This is a genomic window from Paenibacillus sp. FSL L8-0638 (assembly GCF_038593075.1).
In the GTDB taxonomy this organism is placed as follows: Bacteria; Bacillota; Bacilli; order Paenibacillales; family Paenibacillaceae; genus Paenibacillus; species Paenibacillus polymyxa_D.
In genome coordinates this window covers 4,792,215-4,805,666 of record NZ_CP151960.1, presented here as the reverse complement: position 1 = coordinate 4,805,666, position 13,452 = coordinate 4,792,215, and the positions used below count along the sequence as shown (strand labels likewise).

Genomic DNA, 13,452 nt, shown 5'->3' with positions numbered 1-13,452 from the left:
CGTGAATATAGGAACGTTATCCGAAAGAACCCTAAATCGATTAAGAGATGAGGAGCATTTGATGACCTATAAATCAATTTTAATAGATCAATTAACTGCATGTTATAACGATAAGAGTTGGTTCATTCCTCTTGCGGATATACTGGATGATCTAACAGCAACGGAAGCAGTTACTGAGAATGACAATAAACAAACCATATGGTCCATAGTGAATCATCTTATTTATTGGAATGAAACATGGCTTGAGCGTTTTAAGGCAGGAGAATTTATATTAAATAATGCTATTAACAATGATGAGACATTTTCTTTGACTCAAGATCAATTGAATGATTTAGGCTGGAAGGAAACATTAAATAGACTTGATAATGTATTTAGCAATTGGAGAGTTATTTTAGAAGAAACAGATGAATCAAAGCTCACAAAACAACTTTCAGAATATTTTAATGCTCCTTGGTGGGGAGTTGTTTCTAATTTAAGTATTCATAATGCATATCATATCGGACAAATCATGTTGTTAAAGAAACAAATTCGAGTTAAATAATGTTTTTAGGATGTTCGCAGATGAGGGGGCAGCATATGCAGAGCTGGTCGTCCGGCCAGGAAGTGATTTGGCTTGGTAAATCAAGCTCAAAAAAAAGGCACGTTTTCAGTTTTGAAAATGTGCCTTTTTTGCCATTAATTTAAAGTCGAAATGGCAAACGTAACAATGAGTGTCATCTGCTTAATTTGCGCCCTTCTTTGTCAAGAAACAACAGTTCGTAGTATTTTTTGGGTCGCCCTTTACTGTTGTCTCGTTTTTCAAATACCGTTTGTACGTATTTACTTTCTTCAATTTTGTTAAGGATACGGTTTGCACCTCTGACGGTCATGGACAGGCAGCCAGCAACATCCTCAGAGGATAATTTATTTGTTCTCATGATTTCTGCATAGGACATGATTTTTTGCAAGTTGATGTTGTTTATTCCGATAGTTTTGGCTAACGCGATGATTTCCGGGTCCCCCTGTTCAGAGAACTGTATGACATTCATGCTCCGCATTGGGCCGATAACCTTCTGATCCTCGTTTATAAAAAAGCTGCAGCTGCCCGTAAAGGCTTCCGCCTGTCTGTGAGCTTTGGTGGCGTTAATGTTAGCTTGAAAATATTCATGTCCCGAGCCCCACCCGATCTTCACCTTGTCGCTTATGCGCTCTTCCAGATACTCCAGTAGGGTGCAGTTATGCGCGTTAGTGGTGATTTTCATGAAATTTCCGTAGGTGGTGTATAGTCTGACAAAGCCTTCCGAAATTTGGGCCGTGTCTGCCAGATTCACGCTGCGCAGAAACCTGCCGACAAGGACCTTTAGCTCATGAAGCTGCTCTTCAGATAGCGGATCCGCCGTTTTGGTCGATAAGTATGCGACAACTGCCCTCTGACTCTTAAGCTTGAGGATGGTGATCTCGTTGATGATCTCTCTTATGGTCTCTTTAACGTTTTCCAAAGTGGGCCGGATTAAGATATATCTGACTCCGTGCTTTTTGAGTTCTGGAACAAAGTGGCCGAACGCGGTGATGGACAAGTCTATTTTCTTGTCTTCCCACAGAGTGATATGGTTCTCCAGCATTGTCTCCACCCGTTCGAGCAGATCACCGCTGTCAATGGGCTTTCCCTCATGAGTCAGGTATTGCTGGAATTCGCTGAAAGACTTGATTATATACGCATAATCCACATAGATCCGGGATATATCAAGCCCAGGTTCTGTAACCAGCAGCCGGAAAAGTTCCCTGTAAAGCAGGTTTTCATCATCCTGCAAAATGTGAACAGGTACTTTTTCATCCAGGCATTCCTTATCGATTGACTCGAAAAGCATCCTGCCACTGATCACAAATCCATCCACCGAATCTAAGTTTTTGAGATAGATGTCTGTTGTTTCCCGGAAGTTACCGATTGTAAGAAACCTGAACTGACATAGGGGCCGCATTTCTTCTTCAATGGCGCGGAAATAGTCCATATGGGTCTCAGGCGTGATAATACCCAGCTTGATTTTCATGATAGATTCCTTTCATAAACAGTTCAATCAAAAGAGTTATATCACAATAAATGTGATATTTCAATGTTCCGGCAGCCTCTAAAATAATGTTCTTAAAATGTCTTATTTTCTCTTGACAGCGAATGGATTTAAAAGTACGATAAAAGTGTTCTTAAAAAGTCTTAAAATATGAAGGAGGGAATGTTTACTCTGTTCTTACGTTCATTCAATTTGTGCTTTGGGAGATGTTTATTGTGATTGAAGAAGCTGGAGATTTTTTGAGTATGGCCCATCAGCTGCAGGACAAATTGGTCAAGCACAGGCATCATCTTCATGCGGTTCCGGAACTTGATTTAAGTTTGCCGAGGACAACTGCCTACGTAAAAGAGATGTTGGAGTCGATGGGGCTTGAGCCTACTCCCGTAGGAGAGTCAGGTCTAATGGTTACGATCGGCGGACAACATGCCGGGAAGGTGATTCTTATCCGTGCGGATATGGATGGGCTGCCCATTCAAGAAGAAACGGAGCTTTCTTTTGCGTCGTTGAACGGAAACATGCATGCATGCGGTCATGACTTGCATACTTCCATGCTGCTCGGAGCTGCGGAGATCCTGAAGGCCAACGAAGAGCAGCTTCGCGGGACGGTTAAGCTTATGTTTCAGTCGGGTGAAGAGACTCTGCACGGGGCAAAGATGATGCTTGAGAATGGGATTCTTGACAATCCTAAGGTGGATGCAGCCATGATGCTTCATGTGTTGACCGGAATGCCAATTCCTATCGGGCAATTTGTAGTGCCTGAGGCCGGTGGAGCTATCTCAGCTTCCTCTGATTGGTTCGAAATCATCATCCGCGGAAGGGGTGCACATGGAGCAATGCCGAGTGCCGCGGTCGATCCGTTAAATGTGGCTGCTCATCTTCATCTGGCGCTGCAGGGTATTCTCAGCCGTGAAACTCCGCCAGTTGAGAGTGCCGTCCTTACCATTGGCGTGATGGAAGGCGGAAGTACAAACAACGTGATTCCCGATACGGCCAGAATGAAAGGAAGCGTACGCACATTTAACGCCGCATTGCGGGACAAAATGGAAACCCGTATCCACGACATTTCTGCAGGTATCGGAGAAACTTTTCAGGCAAAGGTGGATGTGATCTATACCAGGGGATGTCCTGAGGTGAAAACGGACAGCGGGCTTAACCGTCAAATGAGAACTACGATTGCAAACACTTTTGGCGCCAGTTCCTTAATCGGTATAACCCAATTGATACCCGGCGGGAAATTAATGGGATCGGAAGACTTCGCATTTGTCTCACAAGCGGTGCCAAGTACCTCAGTATTTCTTAACGCAGGCAATACCGAGGAAGGCTATGGTTACCCTGTGCACCATCCAAAGACGATGTTCTCGGATGAGGTGCTGTACAAAGGGGCTGCGGCTTACGCTGCTTTCGCCAGAGATTGGCTTGAAAGTAATAGATAATATCTCAACAAAACCAGGAGGAATTGAAATGACAGAGAGACGTATGATTGGACCAACCAAATTTGAAGAGTACTCGGAGAAATACAAGGAATTTCTATTAATGACCCGCCGTGACGGAATCATCGAAGTACGGTTGCATACCGACGGAGGGCCGTACAAGCATTCTTGGGAAGCCCATACGGCATGGTCCCATGCATGGTCAGATATTGGCCGCGACCCTGAGAACGAGGTAATGATTATTTCAGGAACAGGGGATAAATGGGTAATAGGGGACCCTGAGGTCTGGAATACAAAATTTATGGACTGGCCGAAGCAAAAGAAGCTCGAACAGTATCATGAATCGCTGAGACTGCTTGAAAATTTGATATTCTGCATTGACATCCCCACCATCGGGGCGATCAACGGGCCGGGAACGCACTGTGAACTCGCAACTCTCTGCGATATTACCATTTGTACTGAAGACGCGGACTTTTTTGATCCTCATTATCTGGGAGGCACACCTCCCGGAGATGGAATGCTGCTCACACTGCAGAACATGATCGGTTTCAAGAAAGCAGCATATTACGCATACACCGGCAAGAATATCAATGGTCAAACCGCCTTGGACCTGGGCATCGTTAGTGAAGTCCTGCCCCGGGAAAAGCTTCTTCCTCGCGCATGGGAGCTTGCGGAGATGATCATGCAGGCACCGCGTTCAACGAGACATCTGTCCCACTCCATTATATCCCGTCCATGGAAACAAGCCCTGGTCAGTGATCAAGGGTTCCAGCTTGCCCACCAAATGTACGACATGGCCATTGATGAAGAAGGAGCTCTGGAGCGGCTGAAAAAAATGCAAGGACGTCTAATGGGCAAAGAAGTTCATTAGAGCTATGGCGGGACCTACACGATTCGAAGAATACTCGGAGAAGTGCAAGGACTTGTTCTTCATGACAGAAATTGATCAATACCGCGAAGCTAAAAATATATCTACCGGATACATTTACACTGTGCTCTATAAGAAAATAAAAGGCATGAATTATTAAAAGATAAGAAAGATTATTGTCTGAATTGAATCCGTATCGTTAAATTACTTTAGATATTCTGAGGACGTTTTTAATTCAAGCTATATGTGGTTAATAACTGCCATAAGACACTTTGAAACAACAATTAAAAATAACACTAACGAGACGACGCTGCAGAAAATATGTAGTGTCGTTTTTTTAGAGGTTACATGTGAAAATCTCTATTCATAATTTTATTTATGAAAAGATAAAAACTAGATCAGCTAATTAATTTGTTACCCGAAAGGAGAAGGGGATATATTCCTAAAGAGGAAAACCGCATTTTCAGCACGGTGTTTCTTGTCGAGCAACCATATCTGATAACGGACTGTGGGCCAGAAGTCAAACTTAGCATTGCATTATAGCCGAGTGATTTACGCTTTGGAGGTTGGTAATATTGATTACCAGGAAGGGAGGTTTTCTACATGGAATCTTTAATGTAGAATAATAAAAACTGGCTACAAGAAGACCAAGAATTCTCACCAAAACGGAGAGTAGATAATAAAATCAGCTGGCAAAGGCCTCACATCATCGGAAGTTTTCACAGTAGAAAGATGAAGCGTACTGTCGAGTACCACTCATTGAATGAGTGTTTATTTTATTATTTTCTAGAGGTGGATGTTTCAACATTATATTACTATGTTCAACCCGTTGAAGTCCCTATCCCATATAAAACAAAAAAATTAGAGAAAAAATTTTGGTTACATGTGCCTGATGTTCTGGTATTTCGAAATGGTTATCCTCCTTTGTTATATCAGATAAAAGAGGCACCAGATGTGGTTCATAACATTAAATGAGACTAATTATATTGTCAAATGAGATAGGAACATCTACGCCTGCACCTGGTCTTTCTTCCGCCCTATAGTCCCAACCTAAATCCAGTAGAGGGGCTATGGCTGTGGCTTAAATCCAATGTGGCGAATAACGTGTTTTTTTAGAGGTTTTATAAGATTAAGCTTCATGTCGGCCAGTTTATGAAACGGATTAACAACTGGAAATAATTCGAGTTTTGAATATTTTGGAAGATACTCTTTGAAATGTTATTTCATTTGAACATCCAAATAGAAAGGTATTTGATTATGATATTCATTAACAAACTCCTCAAAGCCTTTCGGCTTGGACAAGTCGAGCTATATTACTCCTAAATAATGATAAAATTATTATCCTTTTCCTCAATCTATTTTCCACTAAAGTAGTACAGAAAGTTGAATTTGAAGTAGCTGATTTACAAGAACAAAAATATCATTCCATATATCTGTCTTCTGCAATATGGTCATTTAACAGTAAAGGACAGCATTGGAGGTTCAAGATAATCAAAAAAATTATTCCTCTTGGCTCTATGCAAAGGGATTTTCTAAATTTCTTGCAACAAAATATCTTAAAATAGCGACTGAGTAGATCAGCGATCTTCGAAAACACGTGCCCTTCCAGACAAAGACGAACAGCCAGGTATCTTTCGTAAAGTCGTTTATCTGGGGTTTCCTTCATGGTTCAATTCATTACCCAATAGGCATTTGAAATCATGCTGTTGTATGATATAACCCACAGGGGCTGCGTGTTATTATATCAAATGAATTTGACAGGTTCCCAAATCTTTGTTAGAGTTTCAAACAAATACGTATAACCTTTTCATGGGATGTTACCGATAGGGCATAACCTGAATTGGCTTGTTTACACGGTAAGTGTACACAGGCTGGTTTGGGTTTTTTTATTGTCTGTCACCCTTCGCTACCCCTTTTATCACACATTTGGAAGGAGAATGTTTATGTCCAGTTATATTTTCCCTAAAGACTTTTTATGGGGCGGTGCTCTTGCTGCCAATCAGGCTGAGGGCGCTTATTTGGAAGATGGTAAAGGATTGAGTCTGGTGGATCTGCTGCCTACCGGAGAGAAGAGAAGAAGCATAATGAAAGGGAATGTTCCTTCACTGACTCCACTTGAAAGCGAATTCTATCCTTCCCACCAAGCCATTGATTTCTATCATCACTATCGTGAGGATATCGCGCTATTTGCAGAAATGGGATTTAAGGCGCTGCGTGTTTCCATTGCCTGGGCTCGTATTTTTCCAACAGGAGAAGACGCTACTCCCAATGAAGCAGGTTTGCAATTCTACGATGATTTGTTCGACGAGTTGCATAAACATGGCATTCAGCCAGTCGTTACTCTCGCTCATTTTGACGTGCCAGTGGATCTGGTCGAGAAGTATGGAAGCTGGCGGAGCCGGAAGCTGGTAGGTCTGTTTGAAACCTATGCCAAAACAGTATTCACCCGCTATAAGGATAAAGTGAAGTACTGGATGACATTTAACGAGATTAACATGCTTCTCCATTTGCCGTTTCTCGGCGCCGGTCTTGTTTTTCAAGAAGGTGAAAACGTTAAACAAATTCAGTACCAGGCTGCACATCATCAGCTTGTTGCAAGTGCGCTGGCTGTAAAAGCGTGTCACGAGATTATCCCAGATGCGAAGATTGGCTGTATGCTTGCTGCCGGCAGCTTCTATCCGTATACGTGTAATCCCGAAGATGTATATCAGGGCATGGAAAAAGACCGCGAGTCCTACTTCTTCATTGATGTTCAGTCACGCGGCGAATATCCTGGTTATGCGAAGCGCTTCTTTAAGGATCATGGATTAAACATTGAGATGGAATCAGGCGACGCAGCCATTCTGAAAGATCACACCGTTGACTATATCGGATTCAGCTATTATTCAAGCCGGACGACCAGCACAGACCCGGAAATCGTCAAGAATATGACCAGTGGTAATGTATTCGGCTCCGTAGCCAATCCATATTTGGATAAGTCCGAATGGGGCTGGACGATCGATCCCAAAGGATTCCGCATCACAGCCAACCAATTGCATGATCGTTACCAAAAGCCTCTGTTCGTAGTGGAAAACGGTTTTGGGGCCAATGATGTGGTTTCGCCTGAAGGAGAAGTTAACGACGATTACCGGATCGACTATCTCAAGCGGCATATTGCCGAAATGGGTGAGGCTCTTCAAGACGGAGTCGAAATTATCGGTTACACAAGTTGGGGACCTATTGACATTGTCAGCGCTTCCTCAGGAGAGATGAAAAAACGTTACGGTTATATTTATGTGGACCGCGACAACGAAGGCGGAGGTTCGTTGAAACGGATTAAAAAGAAAAGCTTCCACTGGTACAAAAACGTAATTCATTCCGACGGAGAAAATCTGGGCGAATAATCGTACCACAAGTAATAGGATCGGACATCCCGGGCCCACGGGGATTTCCGATCTTCGTTTCTTCATTGAAAGCGTTGACAATCGTTCCTCTTCGGGCTATACTTGACGCAATTCCATCATTTTTAGGATTGTTACTGCGTAGCAGGCAAAACCTAAGCCACAAATAAGAAGATGTTACAGTCTTGTTTATTTGGCGTGCTTCGGTTTTTTTCTGTTTACAATAAAGAGGATGGAGCAAGTGTGGCTCTTGCTGGCATATGGAACGGGGGATCAAGATGAACATAGCAAAGGTCATTAACAACAATGTAATCAGCGTCTACCAGACGGACGGTACCGAACTCGTGGTGATGGGTCGGGGGATTGCTTTTAAGAAAAAGCCTGGAGACAAAGTAGACGAAACCAGAATTCAGAAGGTATTTGCTCTGAAAAACAAACAGACGTCCGATAACTTTAAAATGCTGTTACGTGAGGTACCGCTTGATTTGATCATGATTGTAGAGGAAGTCATAAATGACGCCAAGCATAATCTGAATAGAAAGCTGAACGAAAATATTTATGTTTCGCTGACCGATCATATCAATTTCGCTGTTGAAAGATACCGGGAAGGATTGGAAATCAAAAACGCGTTGTTGTGGGAAATCAAGCAGCTATACAAAGAAGAATTTGCGATAGGTCTGAAAACGCTGGAACAAATCAAACAAAAGCTTGATATTGAACTGCCTGTGGATGAAGCAGCTTATATTGCCCTTCACATCGTAAATGCTGAAATGAACGAGGAAGTCATTACAACCATGAGTATCACGAAGTTTATCCAGCAAATTATCAATATCGCAAAGTACCATTTTAAGGTTGATTTTGACGAGGATTCTTTGAGTTATTTCCGCTTTATTACGCATCTGAAATTTTTTGCCCAGCGCGTATTTAAGGGAAATCACTATGAAAATAACTATGACCATTTGTATGACATGATTAAGGAAAAGCACAAGGAAGCAGCCGCTTGTACTGAGAAAATTGGAACCTTTGTAAAAAAAGAATACAATCACGAATTGACGAACGAAGAAAAGCTGTATTTGACTGTGCATATTGAACGAGTGGTGAACAGATAAGTTGAACTTTTTTAGTAAAAAAGAATCAAAAATATATATTAAAATGTTTTTGTTGACAAATATGGTAGGTTGAATGTATTATGTGAGTAACAGGAATTTAATAAGTTTTAACTGGGATTGTTACTGGTTATGCAGGCAAAACCTAAGTCATGAAAAATTGCGGGACTCAAGTGCCCACCATTTTTCAAGGCTTAGGTTTTTTGTGTGCCTAAATATGGTAAAAAGCCCCTTAGAACATGGAGGTGTCCATCATGAGTTATGAACAACTGGCTAAAGAAATTGTGCACCTGGTAGGCGGCGAAAAAAATGTAGTATCGCTCGTACACTGCGCCACGCGCCTGCGTTTTGTACTAAAAGATGAGGCGAAAGCAGACAAGGCAAAGCTGGAGAAAACTGATGGAATTATTACGGTCAAGCAGAGCGGTGGCCAGTTCCAGGTTGTGGTCGGCAACAAAGTACCAGAGGTATATAATGCCATCGGCCAAGTATCCAACATTTTAAATGAAACTGGAAAAGAAGATCATTCAGCTAAAGGCAAGAAAGGGTTTGGCGCTGTAATCGACGTAATTTCCAGTATTTTTGCACCGTTGCTCGGAGTTATGGCGGGGTCCGGTATTTTGAAAGGTCTACTGCTGATTGCGAGTAACCTCGGCTGGTTGGTTCCGAAAGACACTACCTATATGATTTTGTATGCTGCGGCTGACAGCTTGTTTTATTTCCTGCCGCTCTTGTTAGCGGTTACAACGGCACGGAAATTCGGAGGTAATATCTTTGTTGCTCTGACCATCGCCGGAGGGCTGCTTTACCCGACCATTGTCACGTTGAAAACAGAAGGTACACCTACAGACTTTTTCGGTATTCCTATTGTGATGATGAGTTATTCATCTACCGTTATTCCGATTATTTTAGCCGTTATCGTCATGAGTAAGCTGGAAAAATGGTGCAATCGCGTGATCCATGAGAGTGTCAAAAACTTTATTACACCTTTGATTCTACTTGTAATTATGCTTCCTCTGACCCTGATGGTTTTTGGTCCAGTCGGGGTGTATGTGGGCAACGCAATCGCTACCGCGCTCGTTGCTGCGTTCAGCTTTAGTCCGCTGCTGGCTGGAGCAATTCTTGGTGCTTGCTGGCAGTTGCTCGTTATTTTCGGTGTTCACTGGGGTCTTGTACCTGTATTTATTAATAATATTGCTGTTAATGGCAGAGACGGGATCAAGCCTTCCGCTGCGGCTTCCATCTTTGCTCAAACCGGCGCTTCGTTCGGTGTTATGCTGAAAACGAAAAATAAAAAGCTGAAAACACTAGCGGGTTCCGCTACACTTACCGCTTTGTTCGGCATCACGGAGCCAGCAGTTTATGGGGTTACGCTGCCGTTGAAACGTCCGTTTATTGCAGGTATTATCGGTGGTGCTGTCGGTGGTGCCATTATCGGTCAAGCGGGAACGCAAGCATTTGCCTCCGGCGCACCTGGATTGCTGACCTTGCCGATCTTTTACGGTCCTGGCGGACAAGGCTTCCCAGGATTGATTTTAGGGATTACCGTTTCATTCCTGGTGTCGGCCATCTTGACTTATATTTTAGGTTTTGAAGATCCAGTTGAAGAAGAGGAAACTACTAACAATTCGGCTAAAGAATCGACATCTACAGTTGCAGTTTCTAATGAAGAGGTACTAAGCCCGATTGAAGGAACGGTGGTCGCTCTGTCGGAGGTTCCCGATCCAGCATTTGCTTCGGAAGCTATGGGTAAAGGTATCGCCATCCAACCGACAACGGGCAGAGTCGTAGCCCCGTTCGATGGAACCATCACCGTGGCGTTCAAGAAAAAACATGCGCTTGCAGTTGTTTCGCATCATGGCGCAGAAGTTCTGATTCACGTCGGAGTAGATACGGTCAAGCTGGACGGTAAACATTTTACGTCCCATATCAAAGAAGGCGATCAGGTGAAAGCTGGGGACCTACTGCTTGAGTTTGATGTTGAGCAAATCAGGGCAGAGGGTTATCCTACGATTACGCCAGTTATCATTACGAATTCTTCCGAATATACTGAAGTCCTTCCAATCGCTCAAGGAGAGGTAACGGAGCAGGCCCCGCTGTTGAAACTGTCTAGCGCTCTGAATGAGAAAGAAAGCATTGCCTAAATGTCTTAAGGACAAGGCTCTGATGATCTATATTCCCGGATCATCAGAGCTTTTTTGTCGTCATTTTATGTAGCTGGTAAGCCCACTTGTAATTGACAATATGTCAATTAAATTAACTTGTATGGGGGGAAAAACTAATTTATAATTTTTTTGTAATTATGCAAATTTTCTGAAAACATAGACAAGAAAATTAATTGATTGATCAGGGGGAAATACAAGGAATGTTAGAGCAGTGGGCAGAGGTAGTAAACGGCGTCATTTGGAGCAATCCTGTGGTATATGTCTGTTTGGGCGTGGGGCTATTATTTTCGATCATGACTCGATTCCTACAAATCAGGCATTTCAAAGAGATGATCCGCCTAGTATTTAAAGGGAAAAGTTCCGAGGCAGGTGTATCCTCCTTTCAGGCCTTTACGATGGCGTTATCAGGGCGTGTAGGGACGGGAAATATTGCGGGGATTGCATTGGCAGTCGGTATGGGTGGACCCGGGGCGATATTTTGGATGTGGGTCATGGCCTTTATCGGGTCGGCTACTGCGTTTGTTGAATCCACATTGGCTCAGGTATATAAGGTAAAGCGAGATGGTCAGTACCGAGGTGGTCCGGCCTTTTATATTGAAAAAGGGACAGGCTTAAAATGGTTTGCCGTCATTTTTGCGGTTGCTGCGTTGGTCGCGATGTGTTTACTGATGCCGGGAACTCAATCGAACTCCATTGCCGTAGCTTTTCATAGCTCGTTTGGCATGGATATGAAGGTTTCGGGGATTCTAGTAGTCGTGTTGCTGGCGCTTATCATTTTTGGTGGTGTAAAAAGAATTGCCAATGTCGCTCAGGTTGTCATTCCGTTTATGGCACTTGGTTACATTCTCGTCTCTTTCTACATTATGATGACGAACATTACTGCGCTTCCCGATGTATTTTCGCTGATCTTTCGTAGTGCCTTTGGCGTGGATTCTGTGTTCGGCGGTATGGCAGGGACGGCGATTGCTTGGGGTGTAAAGCGGGGGATTTATTCCAACGAAGCCGGACAAGGCTCTGGTGCGCACCCGGCAGCCGCCGCAGAAGTGTCCCATCCAGCAAAACAGGGGTTAGTTCAGGCGTTTTCCGTCTATGTAGATACCTTTTTAGTCTGTACATCTACGGCTTTTATGGTCTTATTCACAGGTATGTACAACGTGAAGGGACCTGGTGGCGATTTTATTGTGCAACATCTCCCGGGTGTTGAAGAGGGAACCCAATATACACAGGCTGCTATTGAATCGGTATTTCCCGGTTTTGGATCGAGTCTGCTGTCCATTACCCTGTTCTTTTTCGCATTTACGACCATTATCGCGTATTATTACATCGCAGAAACGAATATGGCCTACCTGGTTGCCGACCGTAAAGCCAAATGGCCCATGTTCGTCCTAAAGCTGGTTATTCTGGGTTCGACGTTCTATGGAACGGTCGTCAAGGAATCTGCGTTGGCGTGGACACTGGGAGACATGGGCGTCGGTATTATGCTCTGGGTGAATCTGATTGCTATGATTCTGTTGGCCAAGCCTGCTCTTCTGGTGCTTAAGGATTACGAACAGCAGCGGAGGCAAGGGCTGGACCCGGTATTTGACCCGAAGAAGGTAGGTATTTCAAATGCCGAGTATTGGTCAAAGGAATATCAGTCTCCTTCAGATGAGTTGACGATCACTGCCAAACCAAGCAAGCTTCAGGCCTAATAAGATAGATAAGTAAGATCAAAGGTGGCTCCGCGGGGAGTCATCTTTTTTTCGTTATCTTGCCTTTACATTCCAAGAAGGGTACATATGTTCACTATTTAGTTTATAATTTAGACAGAGGGATTTTGAATAATCCTGCCATAGATATGTGGGAGGCCACATTTGTATCAGAGGGGTGATTTGAATGAAAATATCCGATTTATCCATAGCAGACGACAAGTGGAGAGCTATTGTAGAAAACGACAAGTCTTATGACGGTGTATTTTTGTACGCTGTGAAGACAACGGGAATATTTTGTCGCCCCTCCTGCAAATCCCGACCTCCCAAAAGAGAGAACATCCGTCTATTTAAAACAGCAGAGCAGGCATTGGCTGAGCATTTCCGTCCATGCAAAAGATGTAAACCGACAGGACAACGATTGCCTGATCATGAATGGATCGCACGGGTTACAGAATACGTGAATTCTAACTATATGAAGGACTTAACATTGCACATCCTAGCTGAGATAAGTCATGGAAGTCCGTATCATTTACATCGTACCTTCAAGCGGGTCATGCATCTAACCCCGATGGAATATATACAGCAGACCAGGTTGGAACAAGCGAAGGAGCTGCTCATCTGCTCAGATATATCTGTTGCGGAAGTGGGGGAGAACGTAGGTCTGTCCAATGCACCTTACTTTATTACGTTATTTAAAAAGAATACAGGCTACACCCCATTGCAATATCGCCAACTCAAATCGAAAGCAACATAAAATGGAGGTACAC

General features: G+C 43.4%; 10 protein-coding genes. 9 read left to right on the top strand and 1 reads right to left on the bottom strand.

What is annotated here, in order from left to right; genetic code table 11:
- Positions 1 to 61: 61 nt before the first annotated feature.
- Positions 62 to 541: a DinB family protein gene (locus MKY35_RS21355; protein WP_342444777.1), complete on the top strand. Its 480-nt coding sequence runs from the start codon at positions 62 to 64 to the stop codon at positions 539 to 541.
- 172 nt (positions 542 to 713) lie between these two features.
- On the opposite strand, the gene MKY35_RS21350 is transcribed toward MKY35_RS21355, so the two are convergent.
- Positions 714 to 2,027 (bottom strand): transcriptional regulator, encoded by a 1,314-nt coding sequence (locus MKY35_RS21350; protein ID WP_342444776.1) that lies wholly within the window; start codon positions 2,025 to 2,027, stop codon positions 714 to 716.
- A gap of 224 nt (positions 2,028 to 2,251) precedes the next feature.
- Between MKY35_RS21350 and MKY35_RS21345 the strand changes: the two genes are divergently transcribed.
- From MKY35_RS21345 to MKY35_RS21310, 8 genes are all read left to right on the top strand, one after another.
- A complete protein-coding gene (locus MKY35_RS21345) occupies positions 2,252 to 3,478 on the top strand; it encodes a M20 family metallopeptidase (protein ID WP_342446686.1) in 1,227 nt (408 codons plus the stop codon).
- Positions 3,479 to 3,506: 28 nt separating this feature from the next.
- Positions 3,507 to 4,346, top strand: coding sequence for an enoyl-CoA hydratase/isomerase family protein (locus MKY35_RS21340; RefSeq protein WP_029518183.1), 840 nt, complete (start codon positions 3,507 to 3,509; stop codon positions 4,344 to 4,346).
- Positions 4,347 to 5,357: 1,011 nt separating this feature from the next.
- Positions 5,358 to 5,459, top strand: coding sequence for a transposase (locus MKY35_RS21335; protein ID WP_081317620.1), 102 nt, complete (start codon positions 5,358 to 5,360; stop codon positions 5,457 to 5,459).
- A gap of 827 nt (positions 5,460 to 6,286) precedes the next feature.
- The gene (locus MKY35_RS21330; RefSeq protein WP_342444775.1) at positions 6,287 to 7,726 is read left to right on the top strand and encodes a 6-phospho-beta-glucosidase; all 1,440 of its coding nucleotides are present in this window, start codon (positions 6,287 to 6,289) and stop codon (positions 7,724 to 7,726) included.
- 275 nt (positions 7,727 to 8,001) lie between these two features.
- Entirely contained in the window at positions 8,002 to 8,832 is an 831-nt protein-coding gene (locus tag MKY35_RS21325; protein WP_029518185.1) for a PRD domain-containing protein, read from the top strand.
- A gap of 251 nt (positions 8,833 to 9,083) precedes the next feature.
- Positions 9,084 to 10,973, top strand: a complete 1,890-nt coding sequence (locus MKY35_RS21320) for a beta-glucoside-specific PTS transporter subunit IIABC (protein ID WP_029518186.1) — start codon at positions 9,084 to 9,086, stop codon at positions 10,971 to 10,973.
- 221 nt (positions 10,974 to 11,194) lie between these two features.
- Entirely contained in the window at positions 11,195 to 12,685 is a 1,491-nt protein-coding gene (locus MKY35_RS21315; protein ID WP_342444774.1) for an alanine/glycine:cation symporter family protein, read from the top strand.
- Between the two features lie 184 nt (positions 12,686 to 12,869).
- Positions 12,870 to 13,439 (top strand): bifunctional transcriptional activator/DNA repair enzyme AdaA, encoded by a 570-nt coding sequence (locus MKY35_RS21310; protein WP_342444773.1) that lies wholly within the window; start codon positions 12,870 to 12,872, stop codon positions 13,437 to 13,439.
- Positions 13,440 to 13,452: the final 13 nt, after the last annotated feature.